General features: G+C 68.6%; 1 protein-coding gene. It reads left to right on the top strand.

Annotated elements, in window-relative coordinates; genetic code table 11:
* Window positions 1–39: 39 nt before the first annotated feature.
* The gene (locus FND50_RS08280; RefSeq protein ID WP_144285411.1) at window positions 40–26,613 is read left to right on the top strand and encodes a non-ribosomal peptide synthase/polyketide synthase; all 26,574 of its coding nucleotides are present in this window, start codon (window positions 40–42) and stop codon (window positions 26,611–26,613) included.
* Window positions 26,614–26,615: the final 2 nt, after the last annotated feature.

The raw sequence follows: 26,615 nt of genomic DNA on the forward strand, positions 1-26,615 counted from the left end.
CTGTGAGCGGTCGGGGATACCTTATGGGGAGGAACCGCCGTGAAGCCCGTCGACACGCGGAAGCCGGCTACACACGATTCGGGCGCGGTGCCCTTCCCGCTGTCTGCGGCGCAGCGTGCCACCTGGTTCGCGCAGCAACTCGACCCCGCGGTGCCGATCTCGGTAGCGCACTACGTGGAACTGCGCGGCGACCTCGACATCGACCTGTTGCGACGGGAGACCATCGCGGTGGCCCGCGAGTTCCAGTCGCCGTTCCTCAAGGTCGTCGAGGTCGACGGCCGGCCGATGCAGTACGTGGACCACACCACCGACACGTCCATCGCCGTCATCGACTTTCGCGGTGAGGACGATCCGGTCGCTGCAGCGCACGAATGGATGGACCGGGACTACCAGGCCCCACTCGATCTCGACACGGATCGACTGTTCGAGACCTCGATCCTCTGCGTGGGAGAGTCGCACTACCTGTGGTACAGCCGCATTCACCACGTCGCGCTCGACGGTTACGGCGCCATGACACTGATCAACCGCATCGCGCACCGGTACTCGGCCTCGATGTCCGGTCGCGAACCGGATCCGAATCGAGCCGCGACCCTGCGCGAGCTGTACGACGTCGACGCCCGCTACCGGTCCTCCGACCGCTTCGTGGCCGATCGGGAGTACTGGGCGAAACGAGTCGAGGCAGTCGAAGGATCGACCCTGGCCGACGCGACCGCGCCCGCACTCGCCAGGAGCAAGGTCGAGAGTGCCCTGCTGTCCGAGGCGGCCGTTTCCGGAATCCACAACGCCGACAGTCAGGCAAACGCCACCGCGGCAGTCACGATCATCGCCGCCTTCGCCTGCTACCTGTCGCGGATCACGGCGAAAACCGATGTTCTCGTGAATGTTCCGATGTCCGGCCGGACCACGTCGGTGCTGCGCAACTCCGGCGGCATGATGGTCAACGTCGCACCGCTGCCGATCACGGTCGACGAGGACGAGACGGTCGCGGACCTCGTGTCGCGGGTCAGGCGAGAGCTGATGGGCGCGTTGCGGCATCAACGGTGCAGTATCGAGGACATCCGCCGCGACGTGGGCACGGGCACTGGCGCCGAACTCCACGGACCGATGGTCAACGTCATGCTGTTCCATCAGAACGTCCAGCTGGGCCCGCTGGTCGGCGAATACCACATCGTCACGTCGGGTCCGGTGGAAGATCTGCTGGTCAACGTGTACCCGAGCGGGACGCCGGCCGAGATCTTCGTCGATTTCCGGGCCAACCCGAACCGGTACGAGGATTCGGCACTGCGCCTGCATCACCGGCACTTCGTCGAACTGCTGGAAGAGTTCATCTCGGCCGACCTGCAGGCCCGGGTCGCGACGATTCACGAGGCCACGGCCCTCGACGGTGCGCGACGACGCCTCGCGGCGCACCAACTCGAGTACTGGAAGGATCGGCTGTCGGGGATGCCGGAAGTGCTGAATCTGCCGTCCGATCGGCCTCGCCCCGCCGCGCAAACCCGGGGGGAGGACCGCGTCGACGTTGCGATCGGTGCAGAGGCACATGCCGGAGTGGTGGCCCTGGCGCGGGAACACGACACCACCACGTTCTCGGTGCTGCACGCGGCCTTCACCGTTCTGCTGAGCCGGCTGTCGGGTGCCTCGGACGTGGCGATCGGAACGACGACCGTGGTGGACGACGGCCGGAGCCGGAACCTCGTGGTGCTCCGTAACCGCGTCGAACCGGACACCTCCTTCACGCATCTCCTCGGCCACGTCCGCGATGTCGACCAGGCGGCGTTCGAGCACCGCGACGTCCCTTTCGAACAGGTGGTCCGGACACTCGCGCTCAGCGATTCGCCCGCATACTCGCCGATCGTCCAAGTCCTGTTCGAGTGCCGCGAGGGGGCGGAGACCTCCGGGGTCGGCCGATTCGACCTGCGGGTGACCGCGACCGAGGCCGTCGACGCCGACGGCACCCCGTCCGGGATCACGGCGACAGTCGGGTTCGCCACCGATCTGTTCGACCCTGGGACGGTACGTGGCCTCGGCGAACGGTTCCGCCGAATCCTGCAGACGGTCACCGGCGACCCGGCGCTCGCCGTCGGCGACATCGACATCCTGTCCGATACCGAACACGCGACCCTCGTTCCGGTCTCCGGCGTGCCGGGACGTCCGGGTCGCACGCTTTCCGAATTGTTCTCAGCGGCAGCACGAACCAATCCCACCGGTGTCGCGCTCTCGTATCGCGGTGTCGAGGTGACGTACCGAGAATTGGACGAGCGCTCGAACCAGTTGGCACGCGTCCTCGCCGAACGCGGCATCGGGCCGGAGAACTTCGTGGCACTGGGCTTGACTCGCTCGATCGAGTCGGTTCTGTCGATGCTGGCGGTGGCCAAGTCTGGTGCGGCCTACGTGCCGGTGGACCCGAACTACCCGGCCGAACGCATCGAGCACATGCTCGACGATTCGGGCGCTGCGCTGGGGGTGACGGTGTCCGTCGTGCGTTCCCGGCTACCGGACGCCATTCCGTGGCTGGTGCTCGACGACGAAGAATTCCGGTCGCTCTGTGCGACGCAGCCGGAATCCGCCGTGACCGACGCGGAGCGGACGCGGCCTCTCCGCGTGGAGAATCCGTCGTACGTGATCTACACGTCCGGTTCCACGGGCCGGCCCAAAGGCGTCGTGGTCACACACGGTGGCCTGGACGACTTCGCGGCCGAGCAGCGCTCACGATCCGGGGCCACACAGACGTCCCGGATTCTGCACTTCTCCACACCGAGTTTCGACGCGTCCGTATCCGAGTACCTGCACGTGTTCGCCGCCGCCGCCACCATGGTGATCGTTCCGCCCACGATCTACGGCGGCGCCGAGTTGTCCCGCCTCCTGACGTCGGAACGGGTCACCCACGGATTCGTCACCACTGCCGCGCTCGGAACGGTCGAGCCGGACGGACTCGCCGACTTCCGGGACGTGGTGTTCGGTGGCGAGGCGTGCCCGCCGGAACTGGTGAAGCGGTGGGCGCCCGGTCGCAGATTGTGCAACGCGTACGGGCCCAGCGAGGCGACCGTCATGTCGAACATCAGTGCACCGTTGTCACCGGACGGAGCCATCACACTGGGCGGTCCGCTCCGCGGATTCCACGAGGTCGTCCTCGATGCGCGGTTGAACCCGGTGCCGGTAGGCGTGGCCGGGGAGCTGTACGTCTCGGGCGACGCCCTCGCTCGCGGATATCACGGTAAATCAGCGTTGACGGCGGAACGGTTCGTGGCCAACCCCTTCGGCGGCCCCGGCGACCGGATGTATCGCACCGGGGACGTGGTGCGGTGGCGAACCGACCGCACGCTGGAATACCAGGGCCGCAGCGATTTCCAGGTGAAGGTACACGGCTTCCGCATCGAGCTCGGTGAGATCGACACCGTCCTCCATACCCATCCGCGGGTGCGGACCGCAGTGACGATGCCGCGAACGGCACCGTCCGGCGACACGGTGCTCGTGTCGTACGTGCTGCCGGCAGCAGGGCAACAGCTGGCGACTGCCGAGTTGATCGACTATGCCGCAGAGCAATTGCCGACGTACATGGTGCCGGCAGCGATCGTGATTCTGGACGAGATCCCGATGACACCGGTGGGGAAGCTCGATCGTGCCGCATTGCCGGCGCCGGAATTCCTCTCCACGGCCACCGAGTTCCGTGCGCCCGTCACTCCGGTGGAACGGGCCGTCGCGCGAGTGTTCGCCGACGTGCTGGGTGTGGAACGAATCGGCCTCGACGACAGCTTCTTCGACCTCGGCGGAAATTCACTGGTCGCGACGAAAGTGGTCGCGCGGGTCAACGCCGCACTCGGCGCCGACCTCGTGGTGCGGACCCTGTTCGAGGCGCCGACGGTGGAGGCATTGGCGGGACGGATCGCGGGTGCCCACGCGAGGCGTCCCGACCGCCCGGACCTGATGGCGCAGACACGTCCCGACCGGATCCCGCTGTCGCTTGCCCAGCAACGTATGTGGTTCGTCAATCAGTACGACACCTCGTCGCCCGCCTACAACATTCCGATGGCGCTGCGACTGTCCGGAACTCTCGACGTGGAGGCGCTCCGGGCGACGGTGGCGGATGTTCTCGAACGACACGAATCGCTCCGCACGGTGTATCCGGCGTCGGTGGACGGACCGCATCAAGTGATCCTGTCACCGGCGGAGGTAATTCCGGATCTGGAGCCGACGGTCTGCGAAGACGAGGACGCAGTGCGCGCGCGGATCGCCGAGTCGACTGCTCAGGGCTTCGACGTGAGCACCGAGGTGCCCGTTCGTGGTGCCCTGTTCCGGACCGGTCACGACGAGCACGTCCTCATGCTGGTGGTGCACCACATTTCGGCGGACGGAGCGTCGCTGGCCCCGCTCGCCCACGACCTGATGGTGGCGTACTCGGCGCGGCTGCAGCAGCAGGCTCCCGACTGGCGGCCACTCCCGGTGCAGTACGCCGACTACAGCCTGTGGCAGCGGGCGGCCCTCGGCAGTGACGAGAATCCCGGCAGCGTGATGTCGGCGCAGTTGGAGTACTGGAAGCAGACGCTGTCCGGGCTCCCCGACGAGATAGCTCTTCCATTGGACCGACCGAGGCCCGCGGACAGAGCGCTCCGGGGTGGGATCGTCCGGTTCTCGGTGTCGGCGGAAGATCATCGGGAGCTTCTCCTCCTCGCGCGGCAACACAATTCCACGATGTTCATGGTGATGCATGCGGTGCTGGCGGTGTTGGCGGCGCGGCTGAGCGGTTCCGGCGACATCGCGATAGGGACGCCGATCGCCGGGCGGGGCGAGGAAGCACTCGACGACGTGGTGGGGATGCTCGTCAATACCCTGGTCCTGCGGACGACCGTCGAGCCTGCCGCAACGTTCGGCGAGGTGCTGTCTCGGGCGCGGGAAGCGGATCTGGCGGCGTTCGGTCATGCCGAGGTGCCCTTCGAGAGCGTGGTGGACGCGGTCGCACCGACCCGCTCGACCGCGTATTCACCGCTGTTCCAGGTTCTGCTGGAGTTCCAGAACACCGCCCCGGCGCACCTCGACCTGCCGGGACTGACGGTGGAGATCCTCGACGTCGATTCCGGTGTGTCCAAGTTCGATCTGCAGTTGACCCTCGCGGAGCGTTACGACGCGTCCGGGATGGCAGCAGGCATCGAGGCGTCGTTCACGTTCGCGTCGGATGTGTTCGATCCGGACACGGTCGTGGGATTCGGGGAGCGGTTCCTCCGGATTCTGGCGGGAGTGATTGCGGATCCGGATGCGCCGGTCGGTGATGTGGAGGTTCTGGGGCCGGGTGAGCGGGGGTTGGTGGTGGGTTCGTGGAATGCGACGGGTCACCCGGTGCCCCACACGACCCTCGCCGACCTGCTCGATGCGCAGGTGGGTCGGACTCCTGATGTGCCGGCGGTGGTGTGCGGTGCGGTGGTGTTGTCGTATGGGGAGTTCGGTGCGCGGGTGAATCGGCTGGCGCGGTTCCTGATCGGGGCGGGGGTGGGTCCGGAGTCGTCGGTGGGTGTGGCCGTGCGTCGTTCGGTGGAGATGCTGGTGGGGATGTACGCGGTGGTGAAGGCGGGTGGGGCGTATGTGCCGATAGATCCGGATCTGCCTGAGGAGCGGGTCGGATACGTGGTGGGGATTGCGGATCCGGTGTTGGTGCTGACGACGTCCTCGGATCGGGTGGTGGTGCCTGCGGGTGTGCGGGTGGTGGAACTCGACACCCTGGATGTGTCGGGGTTTTCGGCCGGTGTGGTGGGGGATGGGGAGCGGTTGTCGCGGTTGCGTCCTGCTCATCCGGTGTATGTGATGTTCACGTCGGGGTCGACGGGTCGGCCGAAGGGGGTGGCGGTGCCGCACGAGGGTGTGGTGAATCGGTTGTTGTGGATGCAGGATCGGTACCCGCTGACGTCGGAGGACGTGGTGTTGCAGAAGACGCCGGTGACGTTCGATGTGTCGGTGTGGGAGTTGTTCTGGCCGTTGATCGTCGGGGCGCGGTTGGTGATCGCGGAGCCGGACGGGCACCGCGACCCGGCCTATCTTGTGAACGTGATAGCCGAGAATGACGTCACGACAGTGCATTTCGTCCCCTCGATGTTGGCCGTATTCACCGCGGAACCGGCAGTGACGCGATGCACGAGCCTGCGGCGTGTGTTCGCCTCGGGTGAGGCGTTGCCCGCGCGGACGGCATCGAGGATGCGGGCACTGGTACCCGGTGCCCGGCTCCACAACTTGTACGGTCCGACGGAGGCGTCGGTGGATGTCACGTTCCACGAGGTGACGGAGGCGGATCGGGTTGTGGTGCCGATCGGGGCGCCGGTGTGGAATACGCAGACGTTGGTGCTGGACGGGCGGTTGCGGCCGGTGCCGGTGGGGGTGGCGGGGGAGTTGTATCTCGGGGGTGTGCAGTTGGCGCGGGGGTATCGGGGGCGGCCGGATTTGACGGCGGATCGGTTCGTGGCGAATCCGTTCGGTGCGGGTTCGCGGTTGTATCGGACGGGGGATCGGGTTCGGTGGTTGCCGGGTGGGGAGTTGGAGTATTTGGGGCGTACGGATTTTCAGGTAAAGTTGCGGGGTCAGCGGGTCGAGTTGGGGGAGATCGAGGCGGTGTTGTTGCGCCGGGAGGATGTGGCGCAGGCGGTGGTGGTGCTGCGCGGGGATGGGTCGTCGGGGGAGTATCTGGCGGGGTATGTGGTGCCGGTGGCCGGGGCGGTGGTGGACGAGCGGGTGGTGCGGGAGTGGGCTGCGGTGGCGTTGCCGGGGTTCATGGTGCCGTCGGTGGTGGTGGTGCTGGCGGAGTTGCCGGTGACGGTGAACGGCAAGCTCGACCGGAAAGCGCTGCCGAAGCCGGAATTCGGTAGCACGACTGTGGGTTTCATCGCTCCCCGAACCCCGATCGAGGGGATCGTGGCCGCCGTGTGCGCCGACCTGCTCGGTGTCCCGAGGGTAGGCGTGAACGACGACTTCTTCGCCCTCGGCGGAAACTCTCTGATCGCCACCAGGTTGGTCGCGCGGATCAATGCGGCCGTCGGAGACCGGATCGGTATTCGCGACGTATTCGACGCCCCCACCGTGGCCGGTCTGGCGGCACTGGCCGAGTCGCAGGAGGGGCTGGAGGCCCGACCACCGCTGAAGCCCAGGGAAGGTACCGCGGAAGTCCCCGTGTCGCCGGCCCAGCAGCGGATGTGGTTCATCAACCAGTTCGACACCTCCTCGTCCGCATACAACGTCGCGTTCGCGCTCCGGCTCGAGGGTCGGCTCGACCTGCATGCGCTCCAGGCAGCGGTGGCCGACGTCATCGAACGGCACGAGGCCGTGCGTACTCTGTTCCCGCTCACCGACGACGGTCCGCGCCAGGTGATCCTGCCCGCGGCGAGCGCGGTGCCCGATCTCGAACCGATCGCGGTGTCGGGGGAATCCGAGCTCCGCGAACAGTCGCGGCGAGTGCTGTCCGCCGGATTCGACGTGACGACGCAGGTGCCGTTGCGCGCACGACTGTTCAGCCTCGACGCGGACGTGTACGTGCTCGCCGTGGTGGTGCATCACATCGCGGCCGACGGCTTCTCGATGGCACCGTTGGCCCGCGACGTCATGGACGCGTACGTGTCCCGGGTGAACGGGTCGGCACCGGAGTGGGCACCGCTCGAGGTGCAGTACGCCGACTACGCGCTGTGGCAGCGCGAGTGGCTGGGATCGGAATCCGATGAGAATTCGCCCATTTCCCGACAGCTGACGTATTGGACCACCACGCTGTCGGATCTGCCCGAAGTGCTGGAGTTGCCCACGGATCGTCGCCGTCCCACCGTCCGGTCACTTCGCGGCGGCCACGTCGAGTTCGTGATCGGACCCGAGGTTCATGCCGGTGTGGTCAGACTGGCGCGGCAACACTCCACGACGGTGTTCATGACGTTGCATGCCGCGTTGGCGATCATGCTGGCACGCGTGAGCGGTGCGGACGACATCGCAGTCGGGACGCCGACCGCCGGTCGCGGCGAGCGCGAACTCGACGACGTGGTGGGCATGTTCGTCAACACCCTCGTCCTGCGCACTCACGTCGACGGCGGCGCCACCTTCTCCGAGTTCCTGGCCGGCGTTCGGGAAGCCGATCTGGGCGCCTTCACCCACGCGGAGGTCCCGTTCGAGCGGGTGGTGGAAGTCCTGAGTCCTTCCCGGGTGACGGCGTACGCGCCGCTCTTCCAAGTGATGCTGGAGTTCCAGGACATCGAGCGTCCCACTCTGGAATTGCCGGATCTGCAGGTGCGGAACATCGAACTCGAGATCGACACCGTCAACTTCGATCTGCAGTTGACGCTGGCCGAGAGCGTCGATGCCGACGGCAACCCGACCGGCATTGCCGCGGGACTGGGCTACGCGACCGATCTCTTCGACGAGGATACGGTGCTCGGCTTCGCGGAACGACTCGTGCGCATTCTCGAGGCGGTCACGTCCGACCCCGGTGCGCGGGTCGGAGACATCGACATTCTCGGACCGCTGGAGCGTGCCGTACTGTCCCCGGTGACGGGTGGTGCGGCGGTAGCGGCACGGACGCTGCCGGATCTGATGGCCGAGGCGGCCGCGAGCGATCCGGAGGCCCCCGCGTTGGTCTTCGACGGGCGTGTCGTGCGCTACGGGGACCTCGACAGGCGATCGAACCAGTTGGCCCGCATGTTGATCGAGCGCGGCGTCGGCCCGGAATCCGTCGTCGCCCTGTGTGTGCCGCGGTCCGTCGAATCCGTCCTGGCCGTCTGGGCGGTGGCCAAGTCGGGGGCCGCCTTCCTTCCGGTGGATCCGGACCATCCGGCCGCACGGATCGAATTCATGCTCACCGACTCCGGCGCCGTGTGGGGTGTGACGGGCTCGGCGCAACGCGGCGCACTTCCGGACGCGGTGCCGTGGCTGGTGCTGGGCGACCCGGGCCTCGAGGACAGGCTGTCGCACTATCCGTCGTCGCCGGTCACCGATGACGAGCGGACGTCGACGATTCGGATCGACAATCCCGCCTACCTCATCTACACCTCGGGGTCGACCGGCAGGCCCAAAGGTGTGGTCACCACGCACCGCGGTCTCGCCGCCTTCGCCGCCCAGGAGAGGGAGACGTTCGGTACGACACCCGAATCCAGAACGCTGCACTTTGCATCGCCGAGCTTCGACGCGTCCGTTCTCGAACTGCTGCTGGCGGTCGGCGCGGCAGCCACGATGGTGATCGCACCGCCGTCCGTCTACGGCGGTGCCGAATTGGCGCAGTTGCTGGAATCCGAGCGGGTCACGCACTGCTTCGTCACTCCGGCGGCGCTGGCGTCGGTCGACCCCGACGGTCTCACCGCCCTCGAGTGCGTGGTGACGGGCGGCGAGGCGTGTCCGCCGGAACTGGTCGCGCGGTGGGCGCCGGGCCGGCGCATGTTCGACGCGTACGGTCCGACCGAGTCGACCGTCGTGTCGAGCATCAGCGACGAACTGGTACCGGGGGCTCCGGTCACGATCGGCATGCCCACGCGTGGTTTCGCCGAGGTCGTGCTGGACTCGCGACTGCACCCGGTGCCTGCCGGTGTGGCGGGAGAGTTGTATCTCGCAGGTCCCGCCCTCGCACGCGGGTACCGCCGGCGGTTCCCCCTGACCGCCGAACGCTTCGTCGCCGACCCCTTCGGCCCGCCCGGAAGCCGGATGTATCGCACCGGCGACCGGGTACGCTGGCTTTCCGACGGCCAGTTGGAGTACCTCGGGCGCACCGATGCCCAGGTGAAGATCCGGGGCTTCCGCATCGAACTCGGTGAGGTCGAGTCGGCGCTGCTCGCGCACGACTCCGTGGCCCACGCGGTCGCGAGCGTGTGGAACGGGGACGGCGGCGGCGATCGGCTGATCGGGTACCTGGTGCCCGCACCGGATGCGACGGTCGATACGAGGGCTGTCCTCGACTTCGTCGGGGGCAGGTTGGCGTCGTACATGGTGCCGGCGGCGCTGGTGACACTCGAAACGCTTCCCCTGACGGTGCACGGAAAGCTCGACCGCACAGCGCTTCCGGCCCCGGATTTCGCGGGTTCCGGGAGTCGGCCGCCGCACACCGAGACCGAGGAGCTTCTCGCCGGACTGTTCGAGGAGGTGCTCGGACTGGACTCGGTGGGCGTGGACGACTCGTTCTTCGCCCTCGGCGGTGACAGCATCATGTCGATACAGCTGGTGGCCCGCGCACGGTCCGCCGGTGTGATCCTCTCTCCCCGAGACGTTTTCGACCACCGAACGGTCGCCGGTCTCGCCGCGGCGGCGCGATTCGACAGCGACGGCACAGTGACTCTCGACGAGCTGCCGGGCGGTGGCGTCGGCACCCTGCCGCTGACACCCGTCGCGCGCTGGACGTTCGAGCGCAGCGGCGGGCGGCTCGACAGGTTCTCGCAGGCGCTGTTGCTGGCCGCCCCCGCCGGTCTCACCCACGAGGTTCTCGTCCGCGCCGTCGAGGCGGTACTGGACCGGCACGACATGCTCCGCGCGCGTGCGTCCGCGGACGAGATGGACGTGCTGCCGCCGGGCTCGGTGCCTGCGGACGCACTGGTCCGTCGGGTGCCGGTCGACACGGTGACGGGAGACGACTTCACCGCGCTCGCGACCGCGGAACTCGATGCTGCGGCCGACCACCTGGACCCCGCGGCGGCCAGCATGGTGCGCGTGGTCTGGTTCGACGTCCCAGGCGACGTCGGGCGACTGCTCGTGGTGGTGCACCACCTTGTGGTCGACGGCGTCTCCTGGCGCATCCTCGTCGCGGATCTCGCGTCGGCGTGCAGCCGACTCCAGGCCGGTCTCACCCCGGACCTGCCGGCAGTCGGAACGTCGATGCGGCGGTGGTCGCACGGCCTGTCCGAAGCGGCGCGGCACCGGACCGGCGAACTGGCCTCGTGGGAGAAGATCCTCGACGGCCCGGACCCTCTGATCGGTTCGCGCCCACTGGATCCCGTGATCGACGTCGACGCGACCGTCGGCACCGTCAGGGTCGACGTGTCGTCGTCGGTGACCGGCGCCCTGCTCACCACGCTTCCGGACGCGTTCCACGGGAGCGTGGGCGACGGGTTGCTCGCCGCGGTCACGCTGGCACTGATCGCCTGGCGACGGGAACGGGACGCCCCCGTGTCGGACGCGCTGATCACCCTCGAGGGGCACGGCCGCGAAGAGCAGGTCGTCTCCGGCGCGGACCTGTCGCGTACCGTCGGCTGGTTCACCACCGTGTATCCGGCGCGGTTGGATCTCACCGGAATCGACGTCGACGACGCGATGGCAGGTGGTGTCGCGGCAGGGCAGGCGGTCAAGGCTGTCAAGGAGCAGTTGCTCGCGATCCCGGATCACGGGATCGGCTTCGGACTACTGCGCTACCGGGGCGACGAGACGGCGCAGTCCCTCAGCCGATTCCCGGCTCCGCAAGTGAGTTTCAACTATCTCGGTCGAGTGACCACCACGGACGGAGCCGAGGACTGGCTGCCGGTGGAGAGCACGCTCGGCGGCACCCGGAATCCCGACATGCCGGTCGCATCCGTGATCGACGTCAACGCCGTCGTCTCCGACAGTCCAGACGGACCCCGTCTGATGGCGTCGTTCGCATTTCCGACCGGGGTCCTCCGCGAGGCCGAGGTCGCGGCGTTCGCGGATCTGTGGCGCCGCGCCCTCGCCGGACTTGCCGCGCACGCGTCACGACCGGATGCGGGCGGGCTGACACCGTCCGACGTTCCGCTCGTGTCGGCGAACCAGCAGCAGATCGAGCGCTGGGAGGAGCGTTTCCCGGCACTGCGGGACGTGTGGTCGTTGTCTCCGCTGCAGTCCGGGTTGCTGTTCCATGCTTCCCTGGCCGCGGAGTCGATGGACGTCTACACCGCCCAACTGCGCATCGACCTCGAGGGTGCGGTCGACGCCGAACGTCTGCGCGCCGCCGCGGCAGGGCTGCTGGCCCGCCAACCCAGCCTCCGGACCGCGTTCGTCTACGACGACGGGGTGCCCGCGCAACTGGTGGTCGACGCGGTGGACGTGCCGTGGCGGGAAGTGGATCTCACCGTCGAGGGGTCGGCCCCCGACACGGAACTCGAGCGCCTGCTCGACGAGGACCGCAGTGCCAGGTTCGACGTCGCCCGGCCGCCCCTGCTCCGGCTGACCCTGTTCCGCACCGCACCGGGACGCTTCGTGCTGGCGGTCACGAATCATCACATCATCCTCGACGGCTGGTCGATGCCGTTGCTGGTGCGGGAACTGCTGGTTCGTTATGCCGCCGACGGCGACCCGGCCGGACTGCCGGACCCGCCCTCGTACCGCACGTATCTGGAATGGGTGGCGAGCCGGGACGCGGAGGCATCGGCGCGGGCCTGGGAACGAGCGCTCGACGGTGTCGAGGAGCCGACGCTGGTGGCGCCGCACGCGTCTGCGGCGCTCTACGGTGTGCCCCACGAACTCGACGTCGAGCTGCCCGCCCCGCTGCGCGACGGTCTCGCCACGGCGGCGGAATGCGCCGGCGTCACCATCAACACGGTGATCCAGGCGGCGTGGGGGATGCTGTTGTCCCGGTCGCTCTCCCGCGACGACGTGGTCTTCGGTGCCACCGTGTCCGGTCGTCCGCCGCAGCTGTCCGGTGTCGAGAACATGCTGGGACTGTTCATCAACACGGTGCCCGTGCGAGTACGGGTGGACCCGGACAAGAGTGTCGCGCGACTGCTCGCCCGCCTGCAGGACGAGCAGACGTCCCTGCTCGACCACCATCACCTCGGTCTCGGCGAAGTTCAGTCGCGGGTGGGTCTGGGCAATCTGTTCGACACGCTGTCGGTGTTCGAGTCGTTCCCGATCGACACGTCCGGGCTGGACGAGAACACCGACATCGGGGGCATGCGGGTGACCGGTCTCGATGCCCGCGACGCCACGCACTATCCGCTCACTGTGCTGTCGATCCTCGAACCACGGCTGCGATTGAGTCTGCGCTACCAGCCGGGAGCCGTCGACCGGGACGAAGCCGCAGCGCTCGCCGACCGCCTCGTCCGGATTCTGGTGACGATCGCCGGCGACGTGGACACCGCGGTCGGTGATGTGGAGGTTCTGGGGCCGGGTGAGCGGGGGTTGGTGGTGGGTTCGTGGAATGCGACGGGTCACCCGGTGCCCCACACGACCCTCGCCGACCTGCTCGATGCGCAGGTGGGTCGGACTCCTGATGTGCCGGCGGTGGTGTGCGGTGCGGTGGTGTTGTCGTATGGGGAGTTCGGTGCGCGGGTGAATCGGCTGGCGCGGTTCCTGATCGGGGCGGGGGTGGGTCCGGAGTCGTCGGTGGGTGTGGCCGTGCGTCGTTCGGTGGAGATGCTGGTGGGGATGTACGCGGTGGTGAAGGCGGGTGGGGCGTATGTGCCGATAGATCCGGATCTGCCTGAGGAGCGGGTCGGATACGTGGTGGGGATTGCGGATCCGGTGTTGGTGCTGACGACGTCCTCGGATCGGGTGGTGGTGCCTGTGGGTGTGCGGGTGGTGGAACTCGACACCCTGGATGTGTCGGGGTTTTCGGCCGGTGTGGTGGGGGATGGGGAGCGGTTGTCGCGGTTGCGTCCTGCTCATCCGGTGTATGTGATGTTCACGTCGGGGTCGACGGGTCGGCCGAAGGGGGTGGCGGTGCCGCACGAGGGTGTGGTGAATCGGTTGTTGTGGATGCAGGATCGGTACCCGCTGACGTCGGAGGACGTGGTGTTGCAGAAGACGCCGGTGACGTTCGATGTGTCGGTGTGGGAGTTGTTCTGGCCGTTGATCGTCGGGGCGCGGTTGGTGATCGCGGAGCCGGACGGGCACCGCGACCCGGCGTACCTCGAACGGGTGATCCGCGAGGAAGCGGTCACCACGGTGCATTTCGTGCCGTCGATGCTCGAGGTGTTCCTGGCGGGGGCGAACGTGGAGGGGTGCGGTGCGCTGCGCCGGGTGTTCGCCAGCGGTGAGGCGTTGCCGTCGGCAACGGCGGCACGTTTGCGCGGGGTGAGCGCGGCGGAGCTGCACAATCTGTACGGTCCGACGGAGGCGTCGGTGGATGTCACGTTCCACGAGGTGACGGAGGCGGATCGGGTTGTGGTGCCGATCGGGGCGCCGGTGTGGAATACGCAGACGTTGGTGCTGGACGGGCGGTTGCGGCCGGTGCCGGTGGGGGTGGCGGGGGAGTTGTATCTCGGGGGTGTGCAGTTGGCGCGGGGGTATCGGGGGCGGCCGGATTTGACGGCGGATCGGTTCGTGGCGAATCCGTTCGGTGCGGGTTCGCGGTTGTATCGGACGGGGGATCGGGTTCGGTGGTTGCCGGGTGGGGAGTTGGAGTATTTGGGGCGTACGGATTTTCAGGTGAAGTTGCGGGGTCAGCGGGTCGAGTTGGGGGAGATCGAGGCGGTGTTGTTGCGCCGGGAGGATGTGGCGCAGGCGGTGGTGGTGCTGCGCGGGGATGGGTCGTCGGGGGAGTATCTGGCGGGGTATGTGGTGCCGGTGGCCGGGGCGGTGGTGGACGAGCGGGTGGTGCGGGAGTGGGCTGCGGTGGCGTTGCCGGGGTTCATGGTGCCGTCGGTGGTGGTGGTGCTGGCGGAGTTGCCGGTGACGGTGAACGGCAAGCTCGACCGGAAAGCGCTGCCGAAACCGGAATTCGGCACGCGCACCGTCGGATACCGCGCCCCCACCACACCCGCGGAGGAAGCGATCGCCACCGCCTTCGCCGCCGTCCTCGATGTCGACCGCGTCGGGGCCGACGACAGCTTCTTCGACCTCGGGGGAGACTCGCTCAGTGCCACCCGGGTGGTGGGACGCATCAACAGCGCACTGGACACGACTCTGGGTGTCGCGGCGCTGTTCGACGCACCCGTGGTGTCCGATCTGGCCGTCCGGATCGACTCGGACGTGAGGACGAGTTCCGGCTCCCCGGCACTCACCGCGACGACGCGGCCCGAGCGGATTCCCCTTTCCGTCGCGCAACAGCGGATGTGGTTCGTCAACCAGTTCGACACCTCCTCACCGGCCTACAACATCCCGGTCGCCCTGCAGTTGGACGGCGTTGTGGACCTGGCTGCGCTACAAGCGGCACTCGGCGACGTCATGGAACGCCACGAGTCGCTGCGGACCGTGTTTCCCGGTTCCGCCGACGGCCCCCGGCAGGTGATCGTCGACTCCACGCTCGCGACGCCCGACCTCGATCCGATCCCCGTTGCCGAAGGAGCCCTTCACGACTCGCTCACCGCATTCTTCGGCGTGGGATTCGACGTCACCGAGGACCTTCCGATCCGGGTGAGGCTGTGGACACTCACTCCCGAGCGGCACGTTCTCGCCCTCGTCGTGCACCACATCGCGGCCGACGGCTTCTCGATGGCACCGTTGGCCCGCGACCTGATGCTCGCCTACACCGCCCGCGCACAGCAGCAGGCACCCGGCTGGGCGCCGCTGCCCGTGCAGTACGCCGACTACAGCCTGTGGCAGCGACAGGTACTGGGCACCGAAGACCAGCCCGATTCGATGATGTCCGGTCAGCTCGGCTACTGGGCCCGGACGTTGTCGGGCATCCCGGACGTGCTGCCATTGCCCCTGGACCGGCCACGACCCGTCCAGCGGTCCTTCCTCGGGGCCGTCGTCCCGTTCGACATCCCGCCATCTGTCCACGGAGCTCTGGCCGAGCTTGCACGACAGTACAATTCGACGCTGTTCATGGTGGTGCACGCCGCGCTGGCCGTGCTGCTGGAGAGGGTGTCGGGTTCGGACGACGTGGTGGTGGGAACCCCGATCGCGGGCCGGGGCCACGCGGCACTCGACGACGTCGTGGGGATGTTCGTCAACACGCTGGTGCTCCGCACACCGGTGGCGCCGGGATCGTCGTTCGCCGACCTGCTCACCGCCGTGCGGTCGGTGGACCTCGGCGCGTTCGAGCACGCAGACCTTCCCTTCGAGCGGCTGGTGGACGAACTCGCACCCGAGCGGTCGACCGCGCACTCACCCCTGTTCCAGGTGTTACTCGAATTCCAGAACGCCACCCGAACCCACCTGGAACTGCCCGGGTTGATCGCCCGGTCGCTCGACGTCGATCTGGACGTCGCGAAGTTCGATCTGCAGCTGAGCCTGGTGGAGCGGGTCGACGAGCAGGGCGTGCCTGCCGGGATCAGCGCCGGCCTCCGCTACGCGACCGACGTGTTCGATCGCGCGTCGGTGGAGAGTGTCGCGGAGCGTTTCGTGCGGGTGATCGCGGCCGTGACCACCGACCCGACCGCACCCGTCGGGGACGTCGACATCCTCCACGCCCCCGAACGCGAGCTCCTGCTCACCGCCGCGCATCGGCCGGGGACCGATGTCCCACCGCTGTCTCTCGCGGATGCGTTCGATCGCATGGTGGCATCCGCGGGCGATGCCGTCGCGGTGCGCTGCGACGACGCGTCGGTGACGTACCGCGAGCTCGACGACCGGGCCAACCGGCTCGCGAGACTGCTGGTGGAACAGGGGGCAGCCGCGGAAAACCTGGTGACGGTGGGGATGACGCGGTCGATCGACCTCGTCGTGGCACTGCTGGCGGTGGTGAAGTCGGGCGCCGGGTACCTTCCGGTGGACGTCGCCTCTCCTGCCGAGCGGTTGGCCTTCCTGCTCGGCGACGCCCGGCCGACGTGTGTGCTCACCACGACCGCGGACGCCGAGACCTTCCGCGGCGCCGGGGTTCCGGTGGTTGTGGTGGACGATCCCGAGACAGTGACTGCGCTGCAGCAGCTGTCGTCGCTGCCGGTCACCGACACCGACCGCCGTGCTCCGCTGCACCTGGACTCGGTGGCGTACGTGATCTACACGTCCGGTTCCACCGGGCAGCCGAAGGGCGTGCAGGTCTCGCACCGCAACGTGATCACGTTGCTGGCGAACACCCAGACGCTGTTCGGATTCGGACCGGCCGACGTGTGGACCATGTTCCATTCCGCCGCGTTCGACTTCTCGGTGTGGGAAATGTGGGGAGCGCTCGCGCACGGCGGCCGGCTGGTGCTGGTGGACTACTTCACGGCGCGCTCACCCGCGGAGTTCCTCGAACTACTGCGCGACGAAACAGTCACGGTCGTGAATCAAACCCCCACCGCCTTCTACCAATTGGCGGAGGCCGATCGTCTCGCCGGTGGTCCCGGCCTGTCGGTGCGGTACGTCATCTTCGGCGGAGAGGCCCTCGAGTTCGGCCAGTTGCGACGCTGGTACGCACGCCGGGGCGACACCGCGCCGGTCCTGGTCAACATGTATGGCATCACGGAAACGACCGTGCACGTCAGCCACCTGCCGATCGCCCGGGACGTCGTCGAGGAGGAGCCCGCATCGGTGATCGGCCGGGGACTGCCCGGACTGCGCGTGTACGTGCTCGACGGGCGACTGCATCCGGTGCCGCCGGGCGTGGTCGGGGAGATGTACGTCTCCGGGGCCCAGGTCGCACGTGGCTATCTCGGCCGGCAGGCCCTCACGTCCGGCCGATTCGTCGCCGACCCCTTCACTCCCGGGGTCCGGATGTACCGGTCCGGTGACCTGGGCAGGTGGAACGGGCACGGACAGCTGGAGTACCTCGGCCGCAACGACCTCCAGGTGCAGGTGAAGGGCTACCGGATCGAACTCGGTGAGGTGGAATCGGCGCTGCTCGCGTGCGAGGGGGTGGCGCAGTCGACGGTGACGGCACTCGGGGACCGGTTGGTGGGGTACGTGGTGCCGGAGATCGGTGTCGCGATCGACCCGGCGGCGATCATCGATACGGCCGCCGAGCGATTGGCGTCGCATATGGTGCCGGCCGCTGTGGTGGTTCTCGACGAGATGCCGCGGACGGTGAACGGCAAACTCGATCGGAAAGCGCTGCCCGAACCGGACTTCGGACAGCGAGTGACAGTGGGCCGCGGTCCGGTCACCGAGACGGAACGGACTCTCGTGGACCTGTTCGCGGAGGTCCTCGGCCTCGACTCGGTGGGGGTGGACGACTCGTTCTTCGCCCTCGGCGGGGATTCGATCATGTCCATCCAGCTGGTCACCCGCGCCAAGGCCGCCGGGATACTGATCTCGCCGCGCGAGGTGTTCGAGCGCAAAACCGTTGCCGGGCTGGCCGCGACGGCCGGAACGGATGACGGGACGGTGGTTCTCGACGAACTGCCCGGGGGCGGGATCGGCGAGGTTCCGCTGACTCCGATCGTGCGGTGGATGCTCGCCCGGGGTGGGGATTTCCGCCGCTACTCGCAGTCCGCACTGTTCACGCTGCCCGCCTCGGTGGACGACGACACCCTGACGGCGGCGCTGCAGGCCGTGCTGGATCGGCACGACCTGTTGCGGGCGCGGGTGTACCGCACGTCCCGCACCGAAGAGGGCTGGTCGATGGAGGTGCAGGCCGAAGGATCGGTGCGGGCGGCGAGCGTTCTCCGCCGGGGCCGGACGGACGATGTCGGCGCCGAACTCGACAGTGCCCTCGATCGGCTCGACCCGGAGTCGGGCGTGATGATGCAGGCGGTCTGGCTGGACGGGGGCGACCATCCGAGTCGCGTGTTGATCGCCGTCCATCATCTGGCGATGGACGGTGTGTCCTGGCGGATCCTGATCCCCGACCTCGCCGCGGTGTGCGCGCAACTGCAGTCCGGCGCGGCACCGGCGCTCGAGCCACCGGGGACGTCGATGCGCCGGTGGGCGCACGCCCTCGCCGACGCCGCGCGTGAACCCCAGCGCACCGCCGAGGTCGAACTGTGGCGGGGAATGCTGAACGCACCCGACCCGCTGCTGGGGTCGCGCCCGGTGACCGCATCGGATACCGCTGCGACCGCCGCGCACTTCGCGGTGCGCGTTTCTGCCCCGTTGACCGAGACGCTCCTGACAACGGTGCCGCGGGCCTTCCACGCCGGCGTGGGAGATGCGCTGCTGACGGCACTGACCATGGCACTGACGAGTTGGCGGCGCCGCCGCGGGATCGAACTCCCCGGCGCGCTGGTGGGTCTCGAGGGGCACGGTCGTGAGGAGCAGGTGGTGCCGGGCGCACATCTCGCGCGCACGATCGGCTGGTTCACCACCATCTTCCCGGTGCGACTCGATCTGAGCGGGGTGGACCTCGACGACGCGTTCGCCGCGGGCCCGTCCGTGGGGGTCGCAATGAAGACCGTGAAGGAGCAGCTCCTCGCCGTTCCCGACCACGGCATCGGTTTCGGACTTCTCCGGTACCTGAACGACGAGACGGCGCAGGTTCTTTCGCCGCTGCCGATGCCTCAGGTCAGCTTCAACTATCTCGGCAGAATGGGCCGGACCGCCACGGAGACCGACGAGGGGTGGGTGCCGGTCGAGGAACCAGGACTGCGCGAGAAGTCGGCGGTGCCCGTCGCGGCCGTCGTCGACGTCAACGCGATGACCGTCGACTCGGGCGACGGCCCCCAGCTGAACTCCACGTGGACCTTCCCTCCGGGCGTCCTCACCCGCGAGGAGGTCGAGGAACTCGCGCAGCTGTGGCTGCAGGCGCTCGCTGCTCTCGGCACGCATGTGGAGTCGGGTGGCGGCGGGTTCACGCCGTCGGATCTCGATCTCGTCGAGCTTCGACAGGATGCGATCGAGGACCTCGAACACATCTGTCCGGACCTGACGGACGTGTGGCCGCTGTCGCCCCTGCAGTCCGGCATGCTCTTCCACTCCGAACTCGCCGACGACTCCCTCGACGCCTACCTGGTGCAGGTGAGCCTCGAACTCGAGGGCGCCGTGGATCCGCATCGACTGCGCCGCGCGGCCGACGCCCTGCTGGACCGGCACGCGAATCTGCGCGCCTGCTTCCGGCACGACGCCGACGGCAACGCCGTTCAGGTGATCCGTCGAAGGGTGGAGGCGCCCTGGCGCGAGGTCGATCTCACGGCTCTCGACGAGGACGCGGCGGTGTCCGAGGTCGCGCGACTGCTGGCCGAGGACCGGGGCCGCCCGTTCGACCTGACGCGTGCCCCGCTGATCCGGTTCCTGCTGATCGCTACCGCGCCGAACCGCTACCGGCTGGTGTCGACCAACCACCACATCCTCCTCGACGGTTGGTCGATGCCGCTGCTGGTCCGGGAGTTGCTGACGCTGTACGCCACCGACGCGGACCCGTCGCCGCTGCCCCGCGTCCGCGGGTACCGCGACTACCTGGGGTGGATGAGCCGCCGAGATCAGGGCGCCTCCCGTGAGGTGTGGGCTCGGGCCCTCGCCGGGGTGGACGGACCGACGTTGCTTGCCCACTCGGACCGGGGACGGCGGTTGTCCACGATGTCCGACGAATTCGTCTTCGACCTGGACGAGGACCACACCACCCGCCTGCGCGACGTCGCGCGTTCGCGGGGACTGACCGTCAACACGCTCGTTCAGGTCTCGTGGGGGATTGTGCTGGGTACGTTGACCGCCCGAGACGACGTGCTGTTCGGCGCCACCGTCTCGGGGCGGCCCCCCGAGTTGACCGGCATCGAGACGATGGTCGGACTGTTCATCAACACACTGCCCGTCCGGGTGAGGCTGCGCCCCGACGACACGGTGGGCGCCCTGCTGGAACGGGTGCAGGCCGAGCAGGCGGCGTTGCTGGATCACCACTACCTCGGGCTGGCCGAAATCCAGAGTGCCGCCGGACCGGAGGTCGGATTCGACACGTTGACGGTGTTCGAGTCGTACCCCGTCGACCGCGCCGGGCTCTCCACCGAGACCGACATCGCCGGAATGCGCGTCGCCGGAGTGGACGCGCGAGATGCGGCCCACTATCCGCTGAGTCTTGTGGCATCCGTCGACGCTCGTCTGCGCCTGAAGTTCGAGTACCTCCCGGACGTTTTCGACACGGACACCATCGACGACATCGCCGGACGCGTGCTGCGTGTACTCGACGCGTGCGCTCGTCCGGACCAGCCGCTGGCCGCGCTGTCGCTGCTGACCGACCGGGAGCGCGCCGAGCTGGTGCCGGTCCGCGGCGGTCCGGGCGGGTCGACCCGCACGCTGCCGCAGATCCTCGAAGAGGGGGCCGCGCTCGATCCGGGGGCGATCGCACTGTCCTCCGAGGACGGCGACGTGAGCTACGGCGACCTGGACGAGCGGTCGAATCGTCTGGCGCGCGCACTCATCGCGCGGGGGGCGGGCCCGGAGACGTTCGTGGCCATCGGGATACCGCGGTCCCTCGATTCGGTGCTGTCGGTGTGGGCGGTGGCGAAGACCGGTGCGGCGTTCGTGCCGATCGATCCGAACTACCCCGACGAGCGCATCACTCACATGCTCGTCGATTCCGGAGTCACTCTCGGCGTGACCACGACCGAACACCGAGACCGGCTCCCGGGCACCGCACACTGGCTGGCCCTGGACGAACCCGGCTTCGCGACCGAGTGCGCCGAGCGCCCGGCGGCAGCCGTGACCGATGTCGACCGGAGCGGTCCGATCACGCTGGACACCGCGGTGTACGCCGTCTACACGTCGGGGTCCACGGGTGTGCCCAAGGGTGTGGTGGTCACCCATCGCGGACTGGACAACTTCGCTCTCGACCAGCTCGAACGTTTCGGTGCGACACCGCAGTCCCGGACTCTGCACTTCTCCACACCGAGTTTCGACGGATCGGTGTTCGAGTACCTGCAGGCCTTCGGTGCCGGCGCGACGATGGTGATCGCGCCGCCCACCGTGTTCGGCGGCGACGAACTCGCGCGGCTTCTGGCCGACCGGAGCGTGACCCACGCCTTCATCACCACCGCTGCGTTGGCGTCACTCGATCCGGCCGGGCTGGCGCAGCTCACGGACCTGGTGTTCGGCGGCGAGGCCTGCCCGCCCGAACTCGTCGCCCGTTGGGCGCCGGGCCGCCGGCTGTACAACGCGTACGGACCGACCGAGACGACGATCATGTCCAACATCAGCGAGCCGATGGTCCCCGGGCACCCGATCACCATCGGCGGGCCGATCCGCGGGGTGACGGAACTGGTGCTCGACTCCCGGCTGCAACCGGTCCCCGTGGGGGTTCCGGGCGAGTTGTATCTCGCCGGGGCCGGTCTGGCCCGCGGCTACCACCGCCGACCGGCACTCACCGCCGAGCGGTTCGTCGCCGACCCCGTCCGTCCCGGGGAGAGGATGTATCGCACCGGTGACATCGTGCGGTGGACGGCAGACCACAGCATCGAGTACGTGGGCCGCACCGACTTCCAGGTGAAGGTGCGCGGTTTCCGCATCGAACTCGGCGAGATCGACTCCACCCTGATGTCGGAACCGGACGTCGGATTCGCCGCCACTCTCGCGCATCGCGGTCCTGCGGGAGACACCCTGCTGATGTCGTACGTCGTTCCGACGTCGGGTCGCTCCCTCGACACGGCGATACTCACCCGGCACCTGGCGGACCGCCTGCCGTCCCACATGGTGCCCACCTCGATCACGGTTCTGGATCACATTCCACTGACGGCGGTCGGCAAGCTGGACCGCACGGCACTGCCCGAGCCCGATCTGCTCTCCGGGACGGGGCACGACCGGGTGCCGATCGGTCCGATCGAGGAAACGGTGGCCGGAGTCTTCGCGGACGTACTCGGACTGGGGCGTGTCGGCGCCGACGCCGGTTTCTTCGACATCGGCGGAAACTCCCTGAGCGCCACCCGGGTGATGGCGCGGCTGCGAGCGCTGCTCGGCACCGAGTGCGGGGTGCGTGATCTGTTCGAGGCGCCCACGGTCGCCGCGCTGGCGGCACGGATCGAGCACGCCGGTGCGGAGCCGTCCGGACCACCGGTGCTCGCGGCCCGCACCCGGCCCGAAGACATTCCGCTGTCGTTCGCGCAGCAGCGGATGTGGTTCGTCAACCAGCTCGACACCACCTCGGCCGCCTACAACATCCCGATCGTGGTGACACTCAGCGGGGACCTCGATGTGGGAGCACTGAATTCGGCGCTCACCGATGTCGTCGCCCGGCACGAGTCGCTGCGCACGATGTTCCCGGTCCGCGGCGACTGGCCGGTTCAGCAGATCCTGCCCGCTGCGGGTGCGGTGCCCGCGCTGATCCCCGTCACCGTCTCGGACGAGCAGCTGCGGGAGGAAGTGACCCGGCTGGTCTCGGCGGGTTTCGATGTCACCGTGAGGCTTCCGCTGCGGGTCGGGCTGTATTCACTGAGCGCCACCGAGCACGTACTCGCCGTGGTGGTGCACCACATCTCGGCAGACGGGTTCTCGATGGTCCCGCTGGTGCGCGACGTGATGACGGCGTACGGCGCCCGCGTCTCCGGCGGCGCGCCCGACTGGGCGCCCCTGCCGGTGCAGTACGCCGATTACGCCCTGTGGCAACGGGAATCGCTGGGTTCGGACGACGACCCCCGGTCGCTGATTTCGCGGCAACTCGACTACTGGACGACGGCGCTGGCCGGCGCCCCCGATCTCCTGGAACTCCCCACCGATCGGGATCGGCCGTCCCAGCAGTCCTTCCGCGGCGAGCGCATCCACTTCTCCGTCGACAGCGACCTTCACCGCCGCATCCGGGAGTTGTCGCGTCGTCTCGGCTCCACCGAATTCATGACCGTGCACGCCGCCCTCGCGGTGTTGCTCAGCCGCCTCGGTGGGACTCCGGACGTCGCCGTCGGCACCCCGATCGCCGGCCGGGGAGAGCCCGCACTCGACGATCTGGTGGGCATGTTCGTGGGCACGCTCGCCCTGCGCACGCATGTGGATGCGGCCGCGTCGTTCACCGCCCTGGCCGCGCACTGTCGTGACGTCGACCTCGGCGCCTTCGCGCATGCCGACGTTCCGTTCGAGCGGGTGGTGGAGGCGGTCGGGCCGACCCGATCGACGGCGTATGCGCCGCTCGTCCAGGTGTCGCTGGAATTCCAGAACAACGAGCGACCGGCCCTGACTCTGCCGGGACTGGAAGTCCGCGGAATCGATCCCGGGCTCGCCGTGGTCAAGGTGGATCTCGAATTCCTCCTGGCGGAGGAGTTCGACGCGAACGGTGCGCCCGCGGGGATGAACGGCGCCGTCGACTTCGCCGCCGATCTCTTCGACCCCGACACGGTCCGTGGCTTCGCCGACCGTTTCGTGCGGATTCTCGACGCCGTCACCGTGAATCCCGACCGGCCGATCGGCGACCTTCCCCTCCTCGGCGAGGCGGAGTTGCGGGCGATGGTCCCTGCCCGCGGCGCGCCGGAGGTGCGCCCCGAGCTGTGGCCCGACCTGCTGACTGCCGCCGCCGCGCTCGACCCGGACTCGGTGGCCCTGTCCTTCGAGGACCGGCGTGTGACCTACCGCCAACTCGACGAGTGGTCCAACCGGGTGGCCCGGGTTCTCCGCGACCGCGGGGTGGGACCGGAGACGTTCGTGGCTGTCGGCATGCCCCGGTCGATCGAGTCGGTGATCTCGATCTGGTCGATCACCAAGGCGGGCGCGGCGCTCGTACCCGTCGACCCCACCTACCCGCGCGACCGTATCGAATACATGCTCACCGATTGCCGGGCCGCGCTCGGCCTCACCGTGAGGAGTCGCCGGAGCACCCTGCCCGACACCGTTCCGTGGCTGGTCCTCGACGACGAGGACTTCGCCGCGCAGGCGGCGGACGTGTCGCCGGCACCGATCACCGACGAGGAGCGGACGAGGCCGTTGCACCTCGCCCACCCGGCCTATCTCATCTACACGTCGGGGTCGACCGGAAGACCGAAGGGCGTGACCGTCACCCACCGGGGCATGGCCGATTTCACCGCGGAGACCCACGAACGGTTCCAGGTCACGCACGAGTCCCGGGTCTCGCAGCTGGCGTCCCCGAGCTTCGACGCGTCGGTGTTCGAGCTGATGATGGCGTTCAGTGCGTCGGCGCGCGTCGTGATCGTGCCGCCTGCCGTCATCGGGGGCAGCGACCTGGCGGAGCTGTTCCGTCGTGAGCAGGTGACCCATGCGACCATCACGCCGACCGCACTGGCGGCCCTCGACAACGACGGACTCGATTCGCTCCGGGTCCTGGATCTGGTGGGCGAGGCGTGCCCGCCGGAAGTGGTGGCGCGGTGGGCGCCGGGGCGGAGCCTGCACAGCGGATACGGGCCCACGGAGACCACGATTCAGGCGAGCGTCAGCGCCGCGATGCGTCCCGGTGAGGTCGTGAACATCGGTTCTGCCGCAAGGGGTTTCGCGTTCCTGGTCCTCGACGAGAGATTGCAGCCGGTCCCGGTCGGCGTACCGGGCGAGTTGTACATCGCCGGACCGGGTATGGCACGCGGGTACCACAACCGGTCGGAGCTGACCGCGGAACGATTCGTCGCCTGCAATTTCGGTGAACCGGGCACTCGGATGTACCGGACCGGCGACGTGGTGCGCTGGCGGAAGTCGGCGAGCGCACTCGAGTACATCGGCCGCAGCGACTTCCAGGTGAAGGTCCGTGGTTTCCGCATCGAACTCGGGGAGATCGACGCCGTGCTCGCCCGTCACCCGGCGGTTGCCTTCGCCGCCACCATCGGTCACACCGGCCCGTCCGGTGACACCGTGCTCGCCTCGTACGTGCGGGTTCAGGACGGGCAGGAGGTGGAGCCCGCGGGGCTGCGCACCTACGCGTCCGAGCGCCTGCCCACCCACATGGTGCCGTCCGCGGTGGTCGTTCTCGATCGGATTCCGATGACCCCGGTGGGCAAGCTCGACCGGAAGGCGTTGCCCGCCCCGGAATTCGGCTCGACCGGTGCGGCGTTCCGGGCACCGGCCACGGACAACGAGCGCATCGTCGTGGACGCCTTCGCGGAGGTACTCGGAGTGGACCGGGTGGGCACCGCGGACAGCTTCTTCGATCTCGGTGGAAATTCGCTCCTCGCCACCAGGATCGTCAGCGCACTGCAGGCGGCGTTGGATCGGAAGGTTCCGCTGCAGTGGATGTTCCTCGACCCGACACCGGCGGGAATCGCCCGCCGCCTCGACCTTCCACACCGGAGCGCCGGTATGGAAGAGGCACTCGCCGTGGTGATTCCGCTGCGTGCGCAGGGAAGCGGGCGACCGCTGTTCTGCGTGCATCCGGGCATCGGTCTGTCCTGGGGGTACGCAGGTCTGGTGCAGTATCTCCCTCCCGACCGGCCGGCATACGGACTGCAGCTGCCCACGATCAGCGGTGACGGCGACTACCGGACGATCGAGCAACTGGCCCACCGATACGTCGAGGAGATGCAGGCCATCCAGCCCACCGGACCGTACGACCTGCTCGGCTGGTCCCTCGGCGGGGTCATCGCGCACGCCATGGCCGTCGAACTGCAGAGGGCCGGCGAAGAGGTAGCGACACTCGCCGTCATGGACAGCTACCCCGTGGGCGGCGAGGACCCGCTGGTCGGCAGGCTGGAGATCCGGGACCTCCTGCGCGGGCTGGGACTCCAGACCGAGGGCGACGGTGAGATGACCTACGAGCACGCGGCCCGGTTGATCGACGAGTCGTTCGGGACCGAGACCGGAGTGCGCGGGCACGATCTCGAACGGATCACCGCGGGATACGAGAATTCGCGGTGGCTCGCCCACCACTTCGTGCCGCGGGTCTACGACGGGGACCTGCTCATCTTCCTCGCCACGCACGACGGGAACGGCGCGACCCGTGCGCGGTCGGCGGACGAGTGGCGGCCGCTCGTGACCGGCCGGATCGACGAGCGGCCCGTGGACTGCGGGCACAACGAGATGATCGAGCCGCAGTCCCTCGCCGTCATCGGGCCGGTCCTGTCGCGCGCGCTCGCCGAACGGCCGTGAAT

Origin of the sequence: Rhodococcus sp. WB9 (assembly GCF_007558985.1) — a bacterium.
Classification (GTDB): domain Bacteria; phylum Actinomycetota; class Actinomycetes; order Mycobacteriales; family Mycobacteriaceae; genus Rhodococcus_F; species Rhodococcus_F opacus.